This window comes from Donghicola tyrosinivorans (assembly GCF_003003355.1).
GTDB lineage: Bacteria > Pseudomonadota > Alphaproteobacteria > Rhodobacterales > Rhodobacteraceae > Donghicola > Donghicola tyrosinivorans.
In genome coordinates this window covers 85,609-105,214 of the sequence record NZ_PVTQ01000009.1, presented here as the reverse complement: position 1 = coordinate 105,214, position 19,606 = coordinate 85,609, and the positions used below count along the sequence as shown (strand labels likewise).

Annotated in this window: 27 protein-coding genes; 18 read left to right on the top strand and 9 right to left on the bottom strand. The window is 59.1% G+C overall.

The genetic code is table 11. The features are described from left to right. The first annotated feature begins 34 nt into the window (after window positions 1-34). The 3 genes from CLV74_RS13505 (at window position 35) to CLV74_RS13495 (ending at window position 2,696) form a co-directional block, all read left to right on the top strand. Window positions 35-490 (top strand): GNAT family N-acetyltransferase, encoded by a 456-nt coding sequence (locus CLV74_RS13505; RefSeq protein ID WP_106265660.1) that lies wholly within the window; start codon window positions 35-37, stop codon window positions 488-490. 104 nt (window positions 491-594) lie between these two features. Continuing rightward, the gene (locus tag CLV74_RS13500; protein WP_106265657.1) at window positions 595-1,806 is read left to right on the top strand and encodes a TsoY family (seleno)protein; all 1,212 of its coding nucleotides are present in this window, start codon (window positions 595-597) and stop codon (window positions 1,804-1,806) included. Between the two features lie 122 nt (window positions 1,807-1,928). Further along, window positions 1,929-2,696 (top strand): FadR/GntR family transcriptional regulator, encoded by a 768-nt coding sequence (locus CLV74_RS13495; protein ID WP_106265654.1) that lies wholly within the window; start codon window positions 1,929-1,931, stop codon window positions 2,694-2,696. Here the strand turns inward: CLV74_RS13495 and CLV74_RS13490 are convergent. The 6 genes from CLV74_RS13490 to CLV74_RS13465 form a co-directional block, all read right to left on the bottom strand. Continuing rightward, window positions 2,693-3,064, bottom strand: coding sequence for a hypothetical protein (locus tag CLV74_RS13490; protein ID WP_106265651.1), 372 nt, complete (start codon window positions 3,062-3,064; stop codon window positions 2,693-2,695). The two genes, CLV74_RS13495 and CLV74_RS13490, sit on opposite strands and share 4 nt — an antisense overlap. Window positions 3,065-3,242: 178 nt before the next feature. Continuing rightward, complete coding sequence (locus CLV74_RS13485) at window positions 3,243-3,800, bottom strand: F0F1 ATP synthase subunit B (RefSeq protein ID WP_211299051.1); 558 nt, start codon at window positions 3,798-3,800, stop codon at window positions 3,243-3,245. 3 nt (window positions 3,801-3,803) lie between these two features. Next, window positions 3,804-4,352 (bottom strand): F0F1 ATP synthase subunit B', encoded by a 549-nt coding sequence (locus CLV74_RS13480; protein WP_106265645.1) that lies wholly within the window; start codon window positions 4,350-4,352, stop codon window positions 3,804-3,806. 107 nt (window positions 4,353-4,459) lie between these two features. Further along, window positions 4,460-4,696, bottom strand: coding sequence for a F0F1 ATP synthase subunit C (locus CLV74_RS13475; protein WP_072709644.1), 237 nt, complete (start codon window positions 4,694-4,696; stop codon window positions 4,460-4,462). Between the two features lie 57 nt (window positions 4,697-4,753). Beyond that, window positions 4,754-5,545, bottom strand: a complete 792-nt coding sequence (locus CLV74_RS13470) for a F0F1 ATP synthase subunit A (RefSeq protein ID WP_106265643.1) — start codon at window positions 5,543-5,545, stop codon at window positions 4,754-4,756. After that, window positions 5,520-5,864 (bottom strand): AtpZ/AtpI family protein, encoded by a 345-nt coding sequence (locus CLV74_RS13465; protein WP_106265641.1) that lies wholly within the window; start codon window positions 5,862-5,864, stop codon window positions 5,520-5,522. The genes CLV74_RS13470 and CLV74_RS13465 overlap by 26 nt, the downstream gene beginning before the upstream one ends. Before the next feature lie 208 nt (window positions 5,865-6,072). Between CLV74_RS13465 and CLV74_RS13460 the strand changes: the two genes are divergently transcribed. Beyond that, window positions 6,073-6,423 (top strand): ArsR/SmtB family transcription factor, encoded by a 351-nt coding sequence (locus CLV74_RS13460; protein WP_106265854.1) that lies wholly within the window; start codon window positions 6,073-6,075, stop codon window positions 6,421-6,423. On the opposite strand, the gene CLV74_RS13455 is transcribed toward CLV74_RS13460, so the two are convergent. Continuing rightward, on the bottom strand, window positions 6,386-7,261 hold the full coding sequence (locus tag CLV74_RS13455; protein WP_106265639.1) for a LysR family transcriptional regulator: 876 nt from the start codon (window positions 7,259-7,261) through the stop codon (window positions 6,386-6,388). The two genes, CLV74_RS13460 and CLV74_RS13455, sit on opposite strands and share 38 nt — an antisense overlap. Window positions 7,262-7,422: 161 nt before the next feature. Between CLV74_RS13455 and CLV74_RS13450 the strand changes: the two genes are divergently transcribed. The 10 genes from CLV74_RS13450 (at window position 7,423) to trmD (ending at window position 13,722) form a co-directional block, all read left to right on the top strand. Next, window positions 7,423-8,001 carry an FMN-dependent NADH-azoreductase gene (locus CLV74_RS13450; RefSeq protein WP_106265637.1) on the top strand — a complete coding sequence of 193 codons (579 nt, stop codon included), beginning with the start codon at window positions 7,423-7,425 and terminating at the stop codon, window positions 7,999-8,001. A gap of 261 nt (window positions 8,002-8,262) precedes the next feature. After that, window positions 8,263-9,777 carry a signal recognition particle protein gene (gene ffh, locus CLV74_RS13445; RefSeq protein WP_106265635.1) on the top strand — a complete coding sequence of 505 codons (1,515 nt, stop codon included), beginning with the start codon at window positions 8,263-8,265 and terminating at the stop codon, window positions 9,775-9,777. After that, window positions 9,777-10,319: a GNAT family N-acetyltransferase gene (locus CLV74_RS13440; protein WP_106265633.1), complete on the top strand. Its 543-nt coding sequence runs from the start codon at window positions 9,777-9,779 to the stop codon at window positions 10,317-10,319. Before ffh ends, CLV74_RS13440 begins: the two co-directional genes overlap by 1 nt. Then, complete coding sequence (locus tag CLV74_RS23195) at window positions 10,316-10,930, top strand: GNAT family N-acetyltransferase (protein WP_106265631.1); 615 nt, start codon at window positions 10,316-10,318, stop codon at window positions 10,928-10,930. Before CLV74_RS13440 ends, CLV74_RS23195 begins: the two co-directional genes overlap by 4 nt. Continuing rightward, the gene (locus CLV74_RS13430; protein WP_245888547.1) at window positions 10,923-11,225 is read left to right on the top strand and encodes a chorismate mutase; all 303 of its coding nucleotides are present in this window, start codon (window positions 10,923-10,925) and stop codon (window positions 11,223-11,225) included. Before CLV74_RS23195 ends, CLV74_RS13430 begins: the two co-directional genes overlap by 8 nt. A gap of 51 nt (window positions 11,226-11,276) precedes the next feature. Then, window positions 11,277-11,639, top strand: a complete 363-nt coding sequence (gene rpsP, locus CLV74_RS13425; protein ID WP_106265627.1) for a 30S ribosomal protein S16 — start codon at window positions 11,277-11,279, stop codon at window positions 11,637-11,639. A gap of 11 nt (window positions 11,640-11,650) precedes the next feature. Continuing rightward, window positions 11,651-12,277 carry a 5,6-dimethylbenzimidazole synthase gene (gene bluB, locus CLV74_RS13420; RefSeq protein ID WP_106265624.1) on the top strand — a complete coding sequence of 209 codons (627 nt, stop codon included), beginning with the start codon at window positions 11,651-11,653 and terminating at the stop codon, window positions 12,275-12,277. 12 nt (window positions 12,278-12,289) lie between these two features. Then, window positions 12,290-12,436 carry a hypothetical protein gene (locus tag CLV74_RS22850; RefSeq protein WP_170108053.1) on the top strand — a complete coding sequence of 49 codons (147 nt, stop codon included), beginning with the start codon at window positions 12,290-12,292 and terminating at the stop codon, window positions 12,434-12,436. Beyond that, window positions 12,433-12,942 (top strand): ribosome maturation factor RimM, encoded by a 510-nt coding sequence (gene rimM, locus CLV74_RS13415; protein ID WP_106265622.1) that lies wholly within the window; start codon window positions 12,433-12,435, stop codon window positions 12,940-12,942. Before CLV74_RS22850 ends, rimM begins: the two co-directional genes overlap by 4 nt. Before the next feature lie 3 nt (window positions 12,943-12,945). Beyond that, complete coding sequence (trmD, locus tag CLV74_RS13410) at window positions 12,946-13,722, top strand: tRNA (guanosine(37)-N1)-methyltransferase TrmD (protein ID WP_106265620.1); 777 nt, start codon at window positions 12,946-12,948, stop codon at window positions 13,720-13,722. Between the two features lie 7 nt (window positions 13,723-13,729). Here trmD and CLV74_RS13405 read toward each other — a convergent pair whose 3' ends face one another. Next, window positions 13,730-14,479, bottom strand: a complete 750-nt coding sequence (locus CLV74_RS13405; protein WP_106265618.1) for a hypothetical protein — start codon at window positions 14,477-14,479, stop codon at window positions 13,730-13,732. 275 nt (window positions 14,480-14,754) lie between these two features. Here CLV74_RS13405 and rplS point away from each other — a divergent pair, with 275 nt between their 5' ends. Both rplS and rpmE read left to right on the top strand, forming a co-directional pair. After that, entirely contained in the window at window positions 14,755-15,132 is a 378-nt protein-coding gene (gene rplS, locus CLV74_RS13400) for a 50S ribosomal protein L19 (protein ID WP_106265616.1), read from the top strand. 11 nt (window positions 15,133-15,143) lie between these two features. Then, window positions 15,144-15,365 carry a 50S ribosomal protein L31 gene (rpmE, locus tag CLV74_RS13395; RefSeq protein ID WP_106265614.1) on the top strand — a complete coding sequence of 74 codons (222 nt, stop codon included), beginning with the start codon at window positions 15,144-15,146 and terminating at the stop codon, window positions 15,363-15,365. Window positions 15,366-15,533: 168 nt separating this feature from the next. Here rpmE and CLV74_RS23395 read toward each other — a convergent pair whose 3' ends face one another. Then, window positions 15,534-17,189 carry a Hint domain-containing protein gene (locus CLV74_RS23395; RefSeq protein WP_106265612.1) on the bottom strand — a complete coding sequence of 552 codons (1,656 nt, stop codon included), beginning with the start codon at window positions 17,187-17,189 and terminating at the stop codon, window positions 15,534-15,536. Between CLV74_RS23395 and CLV74_RS13385 the strand changes: the two genes are divergently transcribed. Then, complete coding sequence (locus tag CLV74_RS13385) at window positions 17,182-17,496, top strand: hypothetical protein (protein ID WP_146134958.1); 315 nt, start codon at window positions 17,182-17,184, stop codon at window positions 17,494-17,496. The two genes, CLV74_RS23395 and CLV74_RS13385, sit on opposite strands and share 8 nt — an antisense overlap. A 293-nt stretch (window positions 17,497-17,789) precedes the next feature. Further along, window positions 17,790-19,478 carry a Hint domain-containing protein gene (locus tag CLV74_RS22580; protein WP_146134957.1) on the top strand — a complete coding sequence of 563 codons (1,689 nt, stop codon included), beginning with the start codon at window positions 17,790-17,792 and terminating at the stop codon, window positions 19,476-19,478. Window positions 19,479-19,606 lie beyond the last annotated feature (128 nt).

The window sequence follows — 19,606 nt, the reverse complement described above, 5'->3', positions numbered from 1 at the left end:
TCCACAAGATATTGCGCGAGTAGGAGGTAGCCCAATGGGAATTACAGTGATTGAAGGAGATCCCACGTCCCCCGAGGCAACACGGTTGCTCAAGGCCAGCCACGCATTGATGCAAAGCCTTTTTCCTGCGGAAAGTAACCATTACCTATCCATCGATGCCCTGCGGGCCAACAACATCCACTTCTTTGAGGTGCAGGTCGATGGCGCGACCATGGGCTGCGGCGCCCTTGCGATAAAGACCGGCTATGGCGAGATCAAATCAATGTTCGTTGACCCAGAGGCCCGCGGTTTGGGGCTAGCCGACGCGGTGCTGCGCCGCATCGAATCTGTCGCGCTGGATCAGGGCCTGCCGATTCTAAAGCTGGAAACCGGCAATGTGCTGTATGCCGCGCACAAGGTTTACGCCCGCCACGGCTATCTGTTCTGCGGCCCGTTCGGCAGTTACAAAGAACATCCCGACAGTCTTTTCATGGAAAAACGTCTGTCCTGACAGGGCCTTAACCCCACTCGTTTGGGGTGCGACATCTCATCCCTTCACATTCCATTTTTCGAATACCATTATATTCTTAAATCGGAATGTAACAGGAGGCAGTCATGTCCGCACACGCATCAAGACCCGCAGACACCTACGTCCCGACCTACTTCCTCAGCTCTGTCGGAGCCGGTGGCTTGGCCGTGACCTTCTTTATGTACCTCATGTTCTGGGTACCCCACCCCGGCAAGCCCGTACCCGTGTTCGAGGACATCAGCGCCGCCTTCGCCACCGGCACCCCCGCCCTGCAAGGGGCGATCATTGTCGCAGCGCTTGGCATCGCGGTCTTTGCCTTCATGAACATCAAGGGCCTGATCTGGAACCTTGGCCAGCTGTCGCAGTTCGCTAAGACCGAACGCTACACTGCCCTGCGCAACTCGAATGCCGAAAGCACTCTGCTGGCCGCCCCGCTGGCCGTCGCCATGAGCATCAACGCCAGCTTCATCGTCGGCCTTGTCTTTGTTCCGCAACTCTGGAGCATCGTTGAATACCTCTTCCCCGCCGCGCTGGTGGCCTTCGCACTGACCGGCATCTGGGCCCTTAGCCTGATCGGCAGCTTTCTTGGCCGCGTGCTGTCCAAGGGCGGCGTGTTTGATGTGACCGCCCACAACTCGTTCGCGCAGATGCTGCCTGCCTTTGCGCTGGCGATGGTCGCTGTCGGCCTCTCGGCCCCCGCTGCGATGTCCGGCAATACCGCCACCGTTGGCACGGCGTTGGTCCTGTCCACTCTCTTCGGGGTGGCCGCAACGATCTATGCCGCCGTGGCTGTCTTCACCGCCTTCAACTCGATGCTACACTATGGCACCGCGAAAGAGGCTGGCCCGACCCTGCTCATCATCGTTCCGCTGATGACCGTGCTTGGCATTATGCTGGTCCGCCAGAACCACGGCCTGCACACCACGTTCGAGGTCCACACCACCGCCGGCGAAACCATGGTCCTACTGGCCCGCCTGCTGGCCGTACAACTGGCCTTCCTTGGTCTTGGTCTGGCAGTGCTGCGCCGTCAGGGCTACTTCAAAGAGTTCGTCATGGGTCCGAAAACCTCGGCTGGCAGCTACGCGCTGGTCTGCCCCGGTGTTGCCCTGAGCGTCATGCTGCACTTCTTCATCAACAAGGGCCTCGTGGCTGCCGGAGTGATCGCCAAGTACGACGTGACCTACTGGGGCCTGACCGCCATCGCCCTGATCGCACAGTTCGCCATGGTGGCACTGGTCTTCCGCCTGAACCGACAGCACTTCAGCCGCCATGCACCGGCTGCGGTACCGGCAGAATAACCACCACTCATTTCCGTCCCTGGAAACAGACCTAAGGCGCCCTTCGGGGCGCCTCTTTTTTCGCCATTGAAGGAACGCCTTTCGCGGTCATATAATCTAACCAATTGCGAATAGGACGACCCATGCCGTTTCAAAAAGTCGAACCCGAAAAGCTGTCGACCTCCGTGGTCCGCCAGATCGAGCAACTTATCCTGCGTGGCGTCCTGCGTCCGGGGGAACGGCTGCCGTCCGAACGGGAACTGTCTGACCGGCTTGGCGTCTCGCGCCCGTCGCTGCGCGAAGCGGTGGCCGAGTTGCAAAAGAACGGCCTTCTGGAAACACGCGCGGGTTCGGGGATCTTCGTCGCTGAGGTGCTGGGAAATGCCTTCTCGCCCGCGCTGATCCGGCTGTTCGCGGCTCATGAAGAGGCGGTCTTTGACTACATCGCCTTCCGCCGCGACATCGAAGGGCTGGCCGCCGACCGCGCCTGCCGTCTGGCCTCGGACACCGATTTGCAAGTGATTGATGCTGTCTTCAAACGGATGGAGGCCGCCCACCCGAAGCGTAACCCCGCCGAAGAAGCCGCCATCGACGCCGACTTCCACATGGCCATCATCGAGGCCAGCCACAACGTGATCATGCTGCATATGCTGCGGTCCATGTTCGATCTGCTGCGCGAAGGGGTGTTCTATAACCGGAACGTCATGTTCAAACAGCGCACCACCCGCGATGACCTGCTGGCCCAACACCGCGCCATCAACGAGGCCCTACAGGCCCGCGACCCCGAGGCCGCCCGCGCCGCTGTCAGCGCCCATCTGGACTATGTGGAAAGCGCCCTACGGGACGAACAGCGTGCCCTGCGCAACGAAGACATCGCCCGTCGCCGGTTCGAGCACGAGACCAAGCGTTAACCTTTATGGAACAGCGTCGAGAGGTAGAGGCCTGCGATCACCATGTTGCCCAAGGCCAGTCGCAGCATGTTCACACCTACGATCGCTTGATGCCATTCGTAGACCGCAAGGCCCGCCAGCACCGTCATCATAATGATATTGATCAGCGCAATCCGCAGACGCAGGGGCGATGGCTCAATATTGGCGAAGGCCAGCATCAGCGCGGCCCATCCCCAACACACCAATCCGATCCGTTGCTGTAGGAAAACCGCGACGTCCGTCACCTCAATTCCGGTGCGATCCAGATAGGTCGCCGGAATGAAAACCATCACCAAGCCGATCAAGCACAAGAAGGCCGCAGTGAATGCAGAGGCGAAACGAAAACTCATTCTGATAGCTATCCAAGAGATGTGGTCGCATGATTTGCACGGCGCCCTTCGATCATTTTCTCAGGAAATCCGCAATCCGGCGAATGCACAAGTTAGGAATTGCGAAGTTGCATAAAGAAAAGCCCGAGGCGCTTTCACGCCTCGGGCTCTGCATATTCCCTGTGTGGACCTTTGGCCCTTAGTGCAGCTTTGCCTTCACTTCGTTGATCGAAGCGTCAATCAGAGCGCCCGACTTTTCAGCAGTCATCTGCTTGGCAAGGATGTCCTGCGCAGCGCCGATGGCGGCGGTGATTGCAGTGTCGCGCACTTCGCGAACAGCGGAAGCCTCTGCCGATGCGATCTGCTCTTCAGCAGCTTGCAGACGGCGTGCGATCGACTTTTTCAGGTCGCTCTTGGCTTGCTCGGCGGCAGCTTCGGCTTCTGCTTTCGCAGCGGCAACGATGCTGTCAGCCTGCTGCTGAACTTCTTTGTGCTTACGCTCGTAGCTGGCCAGCAGGCTCTGAGCCTCTTCGCGCAGCTTGCGTGCTTCGTTCAGCTCTTCCTGGATACCTTCGGCACGCTTGTCCAGCATGCCACCCAGAACGCCGGGGACCTTGAAGTAAACCAGGACGCCCAGGAACACCAAGAAGGCGATCAGAACAACAAAGTTCGTGTTGTGCAGCGAGAAGAACGGCCCCGATGCGGCCATTGCCGGCGATGCGGCCAGAGCGGCGGCGAGGATGATCAGACTACGCATGATTTATCCTTTCATCCGGGCGTTCACAGCTGCCGAAACCGAGCGACCATCTGCGTCGCCACCCAGAGCTGCAACCAGCTCTTTCGCGGTCTCTTTTGCCACTTCGGCTGCGGCTTCGGCGGCACCGGCGCGGATGTCGGCGATTGCCTTTTCCGAACCAGCCGTCTTGGCTGCGATTTCTGCGTCGGCTTTTTCCAGAGCAGCATCAAGGTCGCCCTTGATTGCGGCACGGGTCTCGTCGACGATGCGGTTCGCCTCTGCGCGCGCGTCTGCCAGAGCCTTTTCATAAGCGGCTTCGGCTTCCTTCGCCTTGAGCTTCAGCTCTTCGGCAGCGGCGATATCATTCGTAATGGTTCCCTGACGCTCGGCCAGAACGGCTGCGATACGCGGCAGAGCCACGCGCGACAGGATCAGGTAGGTCGCGACCAGCGCGACAACGAGCCAGAAGATCTGGTTCGGAAAGGTCTCGACAGCAAGCTGCGGCATCCCTGCCGACTCAGCTGCGGCGTGACCTGCTGCAACGGCGTCTGCGCCATGCGATTCAGTTGCCATGTTATGCGTCCTCCGTGGCCCCGTCCTTGGTACGGACCCGAAGGCCCGATGTTACCGGGCGAGCGTCGCTATGACTCTCGCCCGGCCGTAAGGAATGAACCCGTAGATTAGACGGCGAACATCAGCAGCAGAGCAACCAGGAACGAGAAGATGCCCAGTGCTTCTGCGAACGCGATACCGATGAACAGGGTCGCGGTTTGGCCGCCAGCGGCCGAAGGGTTGCGCAGTGCGCCAGCCAGGAAGTTACCGGCGACGTTGCCCACACCGATAGCTGCCAGACCCATACCGAATGCCGACAGGCCGGCACCGATGAATTTACCCATTTCTGCGATCGAGCCTTCCATAACATTTCTCCTTACGTTGGAATGGCGATAATTCAGTCCTGTCTGCGGGTCCGAGCCTTAGTGGCTCGGGTGCAGCGCGTCCTTCAGGTAGACGCAAGTCAGGATGGTGAATACGTAGGCCTGGATGAATGCAACAAGCATTTCGAGGCCGTACATAGCGGTGATGCCCAGGATGGCCAGCGGCGACAGAGCGACCAGACCGGCGAAGGCAGCGAACACTTTGATCACGGCGTGACCGGCGGTGATGTTACCGGCAAGACGGATCGAGTGGCTGACAGGGCGAACAAAGTACGAGATCACTTCGATCACGGCCAGAACGGGACGGATGGCGAGAGGCGCCGACGTCACCCAGAACAGGCCCAGGAAGTGGCTGCCGTGCTTGACGAAACCGATGATCGTCACGGCAAAGAATACTGCGAATGCCAGGATCGCGGTGGTGGCGATCTGCGCGGTGTTCGCGAAGCTGGTGGGGATCAGACCAAGGAAGTTGTTCATCAGGATGAACATGAACAGGGTCATGATGTAGGGGAAGTAGACGATGGCGTCCTTGCCGGTCACGTCTTCAATCATCTTGTAGACAAAACCGTAGGCCAGTTCGCCAACCGACTGCCCGCGCGAGGGGATGACTGCGCGGCCGCGGGTGGCCAGAACCATAACAGCGAAGACTGCCAGAACGGTCAGTGCCAGCCACAGGGTGGCGTTGGTAATGCTGTACCAGTGTACGTCACCGCCGCCAAACAGCGGCTGGACCTTGAACTGATCCATCGGGTGGAAAACCAGGCCAGTACCTTCGGCTGCGTGTTCGGCCGCTGCTGCGTGTGCATTATCCGCCACTGTTACGTCCCTCATCATCCTGCGCGGCCGTCGCCGCCTGTTTCTCTTGGATCTCAGTCACCGAACGGAGCATTGTCTTCACGCCCGCGATGAAACCCAGCAATGTAAAAATCAACATTAGAAACGGGGTGGTGCCAAAAACAGCGTCCAGTCCGTATCCCATGCCGAAGCCGATCAGCAGACCGGCCACAAGTTCTGTCACCATCCGCCAGGCGACCTGTGCCTGACTATAGTGCTCGTCGGCCCGCGGTTCCGGCTCGGCGGCGGCTTTCTTGGCCGCGTCGATCCGTGCCTCGAGCTCCGCGAGGCGCTCTTTTTCGGCTGGATCAATCATCCGTGTCGTCCCTTGGGCAGTTGGGGGTTGAATAGGTGTCACGGCCCCGTGAGTCAAGCGGCACAATGTCCACCTTAAGTCATTGAAAAATAACAGATCGGATTCTGTTAGCGCCGCAGCCAAGGGGCGAAATATGCCACCAAAGGGCAGGATTCCTTATTCAACCAAACGGTTGACGTTTGTTTTTCCCTGCCCCATTGCGCTGTATATGGAGAACAAACTCGACCTCGTCTTTGCCGCTCTGGCCGATCCTACCCGCCGCGCGATCCTGTCGATGCTGCTTGAGGATGATATGGCCGTCACCGATGTGGCCGACCCGTTCGAGATGTCTCTGGCCGCTATTTCCAAACACCTGATGATCCTCGCGAATGCGGGGCTGATCTCTCAGGAGAAACGCGGGCGGGTGAAATGGTGTAAGCTAGAGCCCAACGCCCTGCGCGATGCCAGCATCTGGATGCAGAGCTTTGGCCAGTTCGAAGCCGTCAATCTGGACGCCTTCGAACGTTTCCTAGAGACCGAGCTTAGCGCCAGTCCTTCGCCTGAAGCTTCAGATACTTGAGGAAGGTCTGAACCTTCGGCGTCCGGTGAAGGTCCACGTGGGTCACGATCCAGATGTTGGATGACCAATCGTCCTTGGGATCGCACACCTTCACCACATTCGGGTTCTGCTGCCATTCCCAATAGGCCATGAAGCCGATACCGGCCCCGTCCAGAATGGCCTGCTCATTGGCCCGCGGGTCTTCGCTGCGGAAGGTGACGTTGTTGCGCGGGATGTTATCGCGCATCCAGCGATAGAATGGCGCACGGCTGTCGATGTCATCCTGCCCCACAAAACGATGGTTCACATAGTCCGCCTCATCCTTGGGCATGCCGTGCTTTTCAACATAGCTCTTGGCAGCGAACAGCGTGACCTGCTGGCGAAAGAACGGCTGCACCACGTTGTCGGGCTGTTCCGGCGGCGAGCCTGCGCGGATCGCCACATGGGCCTCGCCATATTCCAGACGGAACAGACGCTCACCGGTCAGAAAGCGCACGATCACATCTGGATGCTCTTCCTGAAATCCCTTCAACACGGGCACGATCAGCGGCGACAGCTGCACAAGCGAGGTCACGATCAACTCGCCCCCGACACCGGCGCCCTGCCCCTTGATGCGGCCCTTTAGCTGGCTGAACTGGTCATCGGTGGTCTGGGCCACGCGAAACAGATCCTCACCGGCCTCGGTCGGCGTATAGCCTCGCGCGTGCCGCTGGAACAGCTTGACCCCCAAACGCCCTTCTAGCGCGTCGATGTGGCGGATAACCGTCGCGTGATGCACGCCCAGTATATCTGCCGCCCCCGACACGGTTCCCATTTTCGCAACCTGATAGGCGGTACGAATCTCGTCCCAATTGTCCATTGCTCGTTCCCCAGTCCCGCTCACTCGTTATTATTTATGTGCGCCTACTCACACTCTATCACATATTTCACGCAATTGAGTTCGAAAATGCAATGTTCAAATGATGGTGCAGAAAGAACACATCCCCCTCCCTCCTCACTTGTAAGTTTAAGAGGTCCACTATGGCGAATTCTGTACTCCGCATTGACTCTTCGGTCCGCACTGAAGGCTCGATCTCCCGCGATCTGACCACCCGCATCATCGAACGTCTGGGCGCAGACACGGTCACCACCCGCGATCTGGCGGGCCTGACCCTGATCGACGAAGCATGGGTCGGCGCGAACTTTACCCCCGCGGATCAACGCACCGAAGCCCAGAAGGAAACGCTGGCTCTGTCCGACGCAATGATCGCTGAATTGCAAGCCGCCGACACGCTGGTCATCGGCCTGCCGATCTACAACTTTGGCGTCCCTGCCCGTCTGAAGGCATGGATCGATCTGGTCGCCCGCGCAGGCGTCACCTTCCGCTACACCGAAGCTGGCCCCGAAGGTCTGCTGACTGGCAAGCGCGCCATCATCGCTGTGGCTTCGGGCGGTGTGCCCGCAGGCTCACCCGTGGATTTCGCCAGCACCTACCTCAAGCAGGTTCTCAGCTTTATCGGCATCACCGACGTGACCATCGTGGCCGCAGACCAGTTGGCGGTAGACGCGGACGGCTCGGTCAAAAAAGCCTATGACGCGGTCGCACAGATCGCCGCCTAACCGGCTGGCCCCGCCTCCCTCTGCGCGGCCCTGTATATAATGTGCAAAGGCGTGCCCTGAACGGGGTGCGCCTTTGTTGACTCTGGCAGGCAATTCAGGCATAGCCCGCTGGAATCTCCGGAAGCGTGAAAACTTCCGGTCCCATGGCTTTTGCCGGGATCGCCCTCCATCAGCGCGTTGCGCCCATGGGGGCGCTTGGCGTATGTCGCTGCGTCGCCTACATGGGTGGCATAACTTTAACGGTCTTTGAAAGGGCTTGGCATGTTCGAAAATCTCTCTGAACGCCTTGGCGGTGTCTTTGACCGGCTGACCAAAGCGGGCGCACTCAGCGAAGACGATGTGAAAACCGCCCTGCGCGAAGTCCGCACTGCCCTGCTTGAGGCAGACGTTTCGCTTCCGGTCGCCCGCGATTTCATCAAAGCGGTCCAGAAGAAAGCCACCGGCGCCGCAGTTACCAAATCCATTACTCCCGGCCAGCAGGTCGTCAAAATCGTTCACGATGAACTGGTCGAGTTTCTGGCCGGCGAAGGCGAACCCGGCAAGCTGAAGGTCGACAACCCGCCCGCCCCGATCCTGATGGTCGGTCTGCAGGGCTCGGGTAAGACCACCACCACCGCCAAACTGGCCAAGCGTCTGAAAGACCGCGAAGGCAAGCGCGTGCTGATGGCCTCGCTGGACGTCAACCGTCCCGCGGCGATGGAGCAGCTGGCCATTCTGGGTCAGCAGATCGGCGTGGACACCCTGCCGATCGTCAAAGGCGAAGACCCCGTCACCATCGCCAAGCGCGCCAAGACACAGGCGTCGCTGGGTGGCTATGACGTCTACATGCTGGACACCGCAGGCCGTCTGCACATCGATCAGGAACTGATCGCGCAGGCCGCCGCTGTCCGCGACGTGGCAAATCCCCGCGAAACCCTGCTGGTGGTCGATGGCCTGACCGGTCAGGACGCGGTGAACGTTGCAACCGAATTCGACGACAAGATCGGCGTCTCGGGCGTTGTCCTGACCCGTATGGACGGTGACGGTCGCGGCGGTGCGGCTCTTTCCATGCGCGCTGTCACCGGCAAGCCTATCAAATTCGTCGGCCTCGGCGAAAAGATGGACGCTCTGGAAGAATTCCACCCCGAGCGTGTGGCCGGCCGTATCCTCGGCATGGGCGACATCGTTTCGCTGGTTGAAAAGGCCCAGCAGACCCTAGAGGCCGAACAGGCCGAGCGCATGATGAAGCGCATGATGAAGGGTCAGTTCAACATGAACGACCTGAAGGGCCAGCTGGAACAGATGCTGAAAATGGGCGGCATGCAGGGCATGATGTCGATGATGCCGGGCATGGCCAAGATGGCCAAGCAGGCCGAGGCCGCTGGCATGGACGACAAAGTCATCCGCCGCCAGATCGCCCTGATCGACTCGATGACCAAGAAAGAGCGTGCGAACCCCGCCCTGCTGCAAGCCAGCCGCAAAAAGCGGATCGCTGCCGGTGCAGGTCAGGACGTTTCCGATCTGAACAAGTTGCTGAAAATGCACCGCCAGATGGCGGACATGATGAAAAAGATCAGCCAGAAGGGCGGCAAGGGTATGCTCAAGCAGGCTATTCAGGCCATGCGCGGCAAGGACATGCCCGGCATGGGCGCGGACGGCCAGATCGACCCCAGCCAGATCGACACCCGCCAGCTGGAAAGCACGGCCCGCAAACTGGGCATGGGCGGTCTGGGTGGCATGGGCGGCGGTATGCCCGGCCTTGGCGGTCTGCCCAACATGTTCGGCAAGAAGAAGTAATGACCAAAGCACCCATCATAAAGACCGAGCGTTTGACGCTGCGGGGGTTCGAGCTCGGGGATTTCCCCGTGTTCTCGGCCTTCTATGCGTCCGAGCGTTCAAAGTTTTGTGGTGGGCCTGCGCATCCCGAATCCAGTTGGCGCATGCTGGCCTGTGAGATCGGGCATTGGCAGTTGCGCGGTTATGGCCGTTGGGCTGTGACCCTGTCGGACACCGGCGAATTGATCGGCAACGTCGGCCTTTGGAACCCCGAAGGCTGGCCCGAACCCGAAATCGGCTGGGACATCTATGAAGGCTATGACGGCAAAGGCTACGCGACCGAGGCCGCCATCGCCGCCCGCACCTACGCCTATGAAACCTTGGGCTGGGGCACTGTTGTCAGCCTGATCATGCCCCCTAATGACGCCAGCAAGGCCGTCGCCCGTAAGATGGGCGCGCGCTTTGAAAGCATGTTCAACCATGTCCGCTACGGGCAGGAAGAAATCTGGCGTCACCTCTCGGCAGCCGACCTGATGGACGGCGGTATGGAGGCCTACGCATGAGCGACTTCGTCCCCACCAAGATCCCCGAGATCCGCACCAAGCGTCTGGTTCTACGCGGCCCCGAGCCACAGGATTACCCCGACTTCAAGGCCACGTTCTCCAGCTACCGTTCGCGCTTTATGGGCGGGCCGCTGAACACCTATGAGGCGTGGATGCTTTACGCCGCCGAAATCGGCCATTGGCAGATCCGCGGCTACGGCATGTGGATGATCCACGATTCCGAAACCGATGAGACCTACGGCATGGCCGGCGGCTGGAAACCCGCAGGCTGGCCCGAAGCCGAGATCGCATGGATCATCTGGCCCCGCGTGGCCGGTCGCGGCATCGCCCTTGAGGCCGCCGACGCCGTGCGCCGCTATTTCTACTATAAGCGCGGGTGGGAAACCGCCGTCAGCTATCTGGACCCCAAGAACCTCGATTCCATCCGCCTTGCCGAACGGCTTGGCTGCAAAAAGGATCATGAGGCACCGTCCGTCGATGGCAACGATGTGGTCTACCGCCACCCCTCGCCCGAGAAATGCCGCTCCAGCCAGATCGCCGACGCGATCGCGCAGGAAATCGGCTTTTACCAGAACCCCAATTTCAAACCCGAAGGATGGGCCCTTGACTGATCCTGTGAGCCGCGCCGCCAACGTGCTGAAAGAGCATCGTGAAAGCATCGACCGTCTGGATGCGATCCTCGTCTATACCTTGGGCGAGCGGTTCAAGCACACGCAGGCTGTGGGCAAGCTGAAGGCCGAACACGACCTTCCCCCCTCGGACCCCGCGCGCGAAGAAAAGCAAATCGCGCGCCTCGAAGACCTTGCGATTCAGGCCGATCTGGACCCCGAATTCGCCAAGAAATTCCTGAACTTCATCATTCAGGAAGTGATCAAGCATCACGAAGCAAAACAGAAGGACGCGTAAGACGCGGCCCACTCTGGAAAAACCAAGAAAACCCTCGAAGGAGACACTCCAATGTCCATGAAAATCCGTCTGGCCCGTGGTGGCAGCAAAAAACGCCCCCACTACGCAATCGTTGCAACCGACTCGCGCATGCCCCGCGACGGCCGCTTCATCGAGAAGCTGGGCACCTACAACCCCCTGCTGGCAAAAGACGACGAGCGTCGCGTTGTTCTGGACATCGAACGCGTCCAGTACTGGATGGGTCACGGCGCACAGCCGACCGACCGCGTAGCACGCTTCCTGGAAAACGCTGGCGTTGTTGAGAAAAAAGTTCGCAACAACCCCAAGAAAGCCGTTCCCGGCAAGAAAGCTCAAGAGCGCGCTGAAGAGAAGGCTGAAAAGGCCGCAGCGGCAGCTGAAGCAGCAGAAGAATAAGCACTTCTGCCATGACAGGGTTTTCGGACAGTTTTCTGGACGAGCTCGACCGGCTCATGCGGTGGCGGCGCGACGTGCGCCACTTCCGCACCGATCCGGTCGAGGAACCCCTGTTGTCGGACCTGCTTGCCACGTTTGCTCTGGCCCCGTCTGTGGGCCTGTCCGAACCTTGGCGCCTAGTGCGCGTGACCAGCGCCGCGGCCCGTGCTGCGGCGCTGTCGAATTTCCAGACCGCCAACGCCGAAGCGCTTGAGGGCTATTCGGGCGAGGCGGCGAAAATCTATGCCGGTCTCAAGCTGTCCGGCATGCAAGAGGCCCCCGTGCATCTGGCTGTCTTCTGTGACGAAACCACGATCAAGGGCAAAGGCCTTGGCGCAGGCACCATGCCCGAAATGCGCCGTTATTCTGTCGTCTCGGCCATCATGCAGTTCTGGCTGGCCGCGCGGGCCCACGGGCTTGGACTTGGCTGGGTCTCCATTCTGGACCCCGACCAGCTATGCCGTGATCTGGACGTCTCACCGGATTGGCGTCTGGTGGCCTACCTCTGTATCGGCTATCCCGAACAAGAGGACGACACCCCCGAACTCCAGCGCAAAGGATGGGAGGTCCGCACCGTCCCACCCGTCGAAACCCGCTGAAAGGCTTTCCTGATGTTCGGGCTGATCCGCCTTCCGTTCCTTCTGGCCATCGTCTTCTTTGCCGGTGTCATGTACGAACGGTCGGAAAAGAATAAACTCTGCGATGAAATCGGCGGCGAAAGCCGCAACGGACTATGTGTGATGAGGGCCGTGAAATGACCGAAGACCGCGTCTGTGTAGGAGCCATCGGCGGAGCCTACGGCGTCAAAGGCGAAGTGCGCCTGAAAAGCTACTGCGCCAACCCCGAAGATATCGCGATGTACGCCCCCCTCACCTCCGAGGACGGCAGCCGCAGCTTTGAGGTGACCATCAGCCGCCAGATCAGCAACGGTCTGGCCGCGCGCCTGTCGGGCGTGGACACCAAGGAACAAGGCGACGCCCTGCGCGGCCTGCGCCTATACGCCCTGCGCAGCCAGCTGCCCGCCACCGATGAGGATGAATTCTACTACGCCGACCTCATCGGACTGACCGTGCTGGACACCGGCGGCAATGCGCTTGGCACCATCAAGGCGGTGCAGAACCACGGCGCCTCGGACCTGCTGGAGATATTCGGCCCCGGCATGAAGACCACCGTCCTTCTGCCCTTCACCAAAGAGGTCGTGCCCACCGTGGATATCGCCGGTGGCCGCGTGATCGCCGATCCCCCCGAAGGACTGTTTGAATAACCCATGACCGACACGCCCAAACGCTCGCACGGGCGCAAGGCGGTCAAGCTGACCGTCCAGCCCCGTGATCTGATGGACCCCAACCCCGAACTGGCAGGGGTCTGGACCGCGCGCATCATCTCGCTGTTTCCTGAAACCTTTCCGGGCATCTTGGGCGAAAGCCTGACGGGCAAAGCCCTGCGGGAAGGCCGCTGGCAGCTAGAGACCATCGGTCTGCGCGACTACGGCGTGGGCAAGCACAAGAACGTGGACGACACCCCCGCCGGCGGCGGCGCGGGCATGGTGCTGCGCCCTGATGTGGTCGGCAACGCGATCGAGGACGCCATGGCCGGCGCCCGCGGCAACTGGCCGATCCTCTACATGTCGCCCCGCGGCAAACGGCTTGACCAGCAAATGGCCCGCAACCTGTCGCGCTGCGACGGGGTTACGATCCTTTGTGGCCGCTTTGAAGGCGTGGATGAGCGGGTGCTGGAACACTACGGCATCCAAGAGGTCTCGCTCGGGGATTTCGTGATGACAGGGGGCGAGATCGCCGCCTACGCCCTACTGGACGCCACCGTCCGCCTGCTGCCGGGCGTTCTGGGCAATGCCGAAAGCATCGAGGAAGAAAGCTTTTCCAACGGCATGCTGGAACACCCCCAATACACCCGCCCCGCCGAATGGAAGGGCCGAGAAATCCCCCCCGTGCTAATGTCCGGCCACCACGGAAAGGTGGCCGAATGGCGCAAGGAAGAGTCAGAGCGGATCACTCGGGAGCGTCGGCCTGATTTGTTGGAGTAATTGAACCTTAGCCAGAAATATTTAAATATCCGGTTTTCATGCCCGTTTTTCGCTCGAAGTTTTTTGTGAGATTATAAATATGAACCCCAGCCTGTTTACTCATACGCTCGTCGGAATCGCCATCTCCTGCTTTTCCTAATACTTCCATCTGCAAATCACGCGCGAAGGCCGACATATTCTCCAAATCTTGCGCAATTGACTGCGGGTTCTCAATTGTGAAATTCCCTTTTAACAGTATTGATGACTCAGGCAAAGAAGCAGTCTTCGCGACTTCTATCTGTGCAGAGCACAGTCGCTCAAACTTGCGGACGATCAGTTCACTTACAGCCAAATAGTTCAGAAATTTTTCCTTCTGCTCACCTTCAAGAATGGGAAGGACGGAAGCGACATCTCGCGCGTCAAATGGCTCAAAAGCAATTTCAAGGTCGATAGTTCCGAAATTTGCTTCATTTTCGTCAATTCGAAATTTTTTCACGGCCTCCAATTTCTTCTCAATGAGCGCAAAGGTAGCTGCATAGCCAAAGAGCTTTTTCTGGGCAATCAGTACCGCGCTATGAGCTTCTTCGTTCTTTTCCTTCGCATTTATCCAGAACGATGCAGAGAACGTGAATGCGCCGCCAACTACTGCCCCCATTAGAGCTGAGATCAATGCCTCATCATCAAACAAGGAGGTCTGATAAAGACTAAAGAGCATTAAGATTGAAAGCGCCCCTAAAAATATTCCGTGTGCCAATACGCCGTCTACAAAGTTTTTCATTCTCTAGCCTCCTGCTATCAAACGCTTAGCTACTAACCCTACCCCTTGCCAACCCCAGCAAAACCTGACATACCGCGCGCATTCCGCGCATGGTTGGACCCAGTGCGATTCCGTCTTCTTCTGGCGGGTATCGGGCCCTTCCCCATGTCGGGATGACATAAGGAAAGCCAAGCGATCTCTGGCGGGCGCATCCAGCGGACCCGATAGAAGACCAAGAGCTATGGTGCGGCGAACAGACCTTTGTGGATCAACCACAAGCATTTAGGAGAACAGCGATGAACCTGATCGCTCAGATCGAAGCGGAGCAGATTGCTGCGCTGGGGAAAGAAATCCCCGACTTCAAAGCCGGTGACACCATCCGCGTCGGCTACAAAGTGACCGAAGGCACCCGTAGCCGTGTGCAGATGTACGAAGGCGTCTGCATTGGCCGTAAGAACGGCAAAGGCATCGCGGGCTCGTTCACTGTTCGCAAGATTTCGTTCGGTGAAGGCGTAGAGCGCGTATTCCCCCTCTACTCGACCAACATCGAGAGCATCGAAGTTGTACGTCGCGGTCGCGTGCGTCGCTCGAAGCTGTACTACCTGCGCTCGCGTCGCGGCAAGTCGGCCCGTATCGCAGAAGTTACCAACTACAAGCCCAAAGCTAACGCATAAGGATCGTAGTCATGAGAAAAGACATTCACCCCGACTACCACTTCATCGACGTCAAAATGACCGATGGCACCATCCTGAAAATGCGCTCGACCTGGGGCAAAGAAGGCGACACCATGTCGCTGGACATCGACCCCACCGTGCACCCCGCATGGACCGGCGGCAACTCGCGCCTGCTGGACCAGGGTGGCCGCGTGTCGAAGTTCAAGAACAAATACGCAGGTCTGGGCTTCTAATCCCTTACCGCATTGGTTCAACGTCAAACGCCGCGCTTTCCAGCGCGGCGTTTTTCGTTCTGCGCGTGGCAGGAGGGAAAGAATAAGGGGCGCTGCCTGCAAGTGCATTGGGGGATAGCGCGGCAGCGCCGGGGCCTGCGAACCGATGCAGACCCGAACCGTTGCGCCTCAGCGGCGCTGCATGACCATCTGGCCGATCAATCGGCCCTCATAGAACCGCGCACAGGGACGGGCAGTGATGCCATAGGTCTCGGTCACCTGCTCGGCGTTTAGTTCGGGGAAGATCTCCAGAATTTCCGCGCGGGCCGCATCGCCAAATGTGCCCCACGTCTGCTTGCCCGGATGCAGGCTTTCGCTTGGCATCCCTTCGGCAAAGATCACCTCATGGTTATCAAACAGCAGGTGGAAATATTCCACCGTATCGCAAGAGGCCACCTCGACCCCCTTCGCCCCTGTGAGATGCTTGGCCGAAACCAGGACTTCCTCGGTTCCCATATATAGGCCGCTATGGGTGTCTCGCAGCCAGACCCGGTGATTGGGCGACAGCAGAATATCGCGGTCGTTGGTCAAGGCGCCCTTGGTGATCCGCACCGGCGCCAGCGCCCCGCGCCCACTGACCGAACGATGCCCGATCCAGCGAATGGGCCGCATCCCGTTGTCCATGGTCTGGACCTTGTCCGCACAGGTCAGTTCCTCAACCGGAATCTGTCCGCGTTGCGTGCTGATCAGCGTCCCGCGCACAAAGCAGATCACGCCGGTGTTGTCGTTGGTCAGGCTGGCGCCGGCCACCGCGCCGCCACCGGACTGAAGCGTCAGATCAATCGAGCCGATGATGTCAGAGTAATCCGTCCCCTCGACCACCCCATCCAGCGTCCCGTCCAACTGGTCCGCCTTAAGCAGATCGAGTGCATTGCGGAACTGGTCCTCGGGGTTGGCGATGCGGGCATTCACCAGCGTGACCGCATCAATGTCGTAGTACCCGCTCAGGTCCACGAAGTCATTGTTGGTAGTATCGCCGTCATCCAGAAAACCGTCGTCGTTGCCAAAGTCGTCGATCAGCACCAAGCCGCCCGTGTAGACGAACTGGTCATTCCCAGCCCCACCGGTCAGAGTATCCCCCTCGCCACCGGTCAGTTGGTCATCACCTTCGCCTCCAAGCAGCTGGTCGCTGCCAGCCTCGCCATCCAGAATGTCATTGCCGCTGCCGCCAATCAGCACATCGTTGCCGTTGCCGCCATAAATCACGTCGTTGTCTGCGCCGCCATCTACCGTGTCGGCTCCGTCTCCGGCGTTGATCGTATCATCGCCCCCGTTGCCTCGGATACTGTCAGCGCCGTTGGTGATCTGGTCCCCGTCGCCATCGGTGTAGCCCACACCCATCACCTCAGAGGTAGAGCTACCATCAACGATCCCGTTAGGGTCGGTGTCGAAGGTGAAGCTGGCGTTCGCATCAATCTCGAAATAGGTGATGATCCCTGACAGGATCGGCAGCCCCTCAGGGGTGTACAGATACACCTGACCGCCAATCTCATAAGCCATCACCGGCTTTTCGTTCAGACGCACCCCAATCCCGAACAGATTCAGCCCCAGTGTGTAGGCGGTGCCCGACCCTAGGTAGGTCGCCATCTGCGCAGCGCCGCTGGCGTTGATAACAGCGAAACTCTCGTCCGGCTGCAGCGTGCCATCGTTGTCCTCAAAGGTCACTGCGCCACTGCTGGACAGGTCATTTAGAACCAGCGCCTGAACCAGTGTTCCCGTTAGTGACAGGAACGAGTCGTTGTAAGCATAGTTCGCATTTGCATTCGTGGAAGCATATGTGGGCATCAAAATGTTCCTCAGGCTTACGCGTTACACTCGGGTAAAATGGGGAACTGGCAGATACGCTCTTGCCCTTAAGGATGTGATGCACACCTCAGAACGTCCAACTCAATCAGACCGCAAAAATGCAACGCTGATCATGAAGAGCCGTTTGAAACTTTTTTCCATTTTTGATTTCAAAAGCTTATGCAAGACATCCGATAAATATGCACAGATGTTTCAAAAATGTGATCTAAAAGAGGCACATAGCCTGCGCTCTACGCTTTGCGAAGGATCGCACCCCTATAAATCAACATCAAAGATGAATACCTGAAACAGGTATTTGCAGATTCGTAAGCCTTCGCAAAGGTGTCGTCTAAAGCTTTGCGCAAAACATGATTAGCACTTTTACCTTATATCCAAAAGGATAGCAAACGCGCGCTAGGCGAGATGTCTCGAAAAATGCCATGCAAGCAATTGTAATATATACACATTTTTGATATAAGCATTTAGCCCAAAGGGTAAATGTAACATACCGATGAACGTAATATCTTTGAGACAGCAAATTCGCGTGAGCGCGCAGGCGGGTCCGTTCAAGAGACCCGAAGCAGAAAGCTGGATCATCGGATGGGTACGTATTCTCTCCAACATATCTACCTGTATCAGGGTAGCCTTAGCGGCGTGGATCTGGACGCTGGCCTCTCGATTGCCAGCGGCACCCAAATGCAGCAGACCGTTGACGGAGCCATTGCCGCCAGCGATGCCTCTCTGTCTCCGGGCCAGAGTTTCCAATTCGCCCTGAACGGACAAAGCGGCCAAAGCGCCAGCTATCTCGGGCAGGCGACCGCGACGATCGACATGGGCGTGACGACGGCAAATCTGCCACTGATGGTCTTTTCCATCGGCGATCAGTTGTATTTCCATGCGGTGGACGGCCTGTCGCTGACTGGGATCAGCGGTGTTGCGATCACCTTTGACCAGAGCGCCAGCTTCACCCTGCAAGGCGATGGCATCGTACGGGGTCTGAACGGCGCCGACACGATGACTGCGGGTTTTACCGACAGCAACGGCAGCCCAATCACCGAATTGGGCGATGCTATTCAAGGCGATAACGGCCCCGATATGATCGACGGCAGCGGCGGCGATGACACCATCGACGGTGGCAACGGCGTGGACACGATCTACGGCGGCGATGGTAACGACGTGATCTCGGGCGGGCTCGGTGCCGATACCCTTAGCGGTAATGATGGCAGTGATACGATTGACGGCGGCAGCGGTGCTGACACCATAGACGGCGGTGCGGGCGGCGACATCATCGACGGTGGCAGCGGCAGCGACGTCATCATCGGCGGTGCGGGCGACGACACCATCATGATGGGCGACGGCGATACCGTCACTGGCGGCGATGGCGGCGACATCTTCATCTACACTGGCGGCAGTGTCACCATCACCGACTTCACCACCGGCGAGGGCGAGAATACCGACGCTATCGCATTGGGTGGCTACTATTCGACCACCTCTCTGGCGCAGATCAACGCCACCATCAGCGATCCGGCCCAGCATTACAAAACCCCGCTACAACTGATGAAGGCAGACGCGGCGGATGGGGCACTAGACGGGACCATTAGCGGCACCAACTATGCGGCATTCACCGGCGCGCTGGACATCACCCTCAAGAACAAAGGAGAACCGGTAAACGCCGACCTACTGACCACAACCCGCACCGGCGTAATCTGCTTTGCCCGCGGCACCCTGATCGCCACCCAACGCGGCGCGATCCCCATTCAGGACATCCGCGCGGGCGACAAGGTCCAAACCATGGACAACGGCTATCAACCGGTCCGATGGATCGGCAGCCGCACCGTCTGCGCCCAAGGAGATCTGGCCCCTGTCCGCATCCGCCAGGGGGTCTTCGGCACCACCGCAGACCTTCTGCTCTCGCCCAATCACCGCATCTGGTTCCGCCACCCCCGCGCCGAACTGCTGCTGGGAGAAGAGGAAATCCTCATCGCCGCAAAACATCTGGTCGATGGCCGTTTCGTCACCCGCCAAGAGGGCCCGACCGTGGAATATTTCCACATGCTCTTTGACAACCACCAGATCGTCTTCGCCGAAGGACTGGCCTCGGAAAGCCTGCATCCCGGCGCGGAATGCTGGAACGCCATGACCGCTGCCGCCCGATCCGAGATCCTGAGCATCTTCCCCGAACTGGACGCGGCCCATGTAACCAAAAGCTACGGCCAGACCGCCCGCCCCTGCCTGCGCACCTACGAGGCAAAGCTGGTCCGCGCCTGCGTCCTGACCGACGCCGCGTGACACCACATCACCACCAAATCTGCTGCATATTGTCATCTGCCCCACAAAATGGTGGGAAAATGGCAAAATCTGGTGAAAAAATAGCGTCAGGCGACATGCACGGTCTTGCCGTTTCCGCCTCTCGCTAT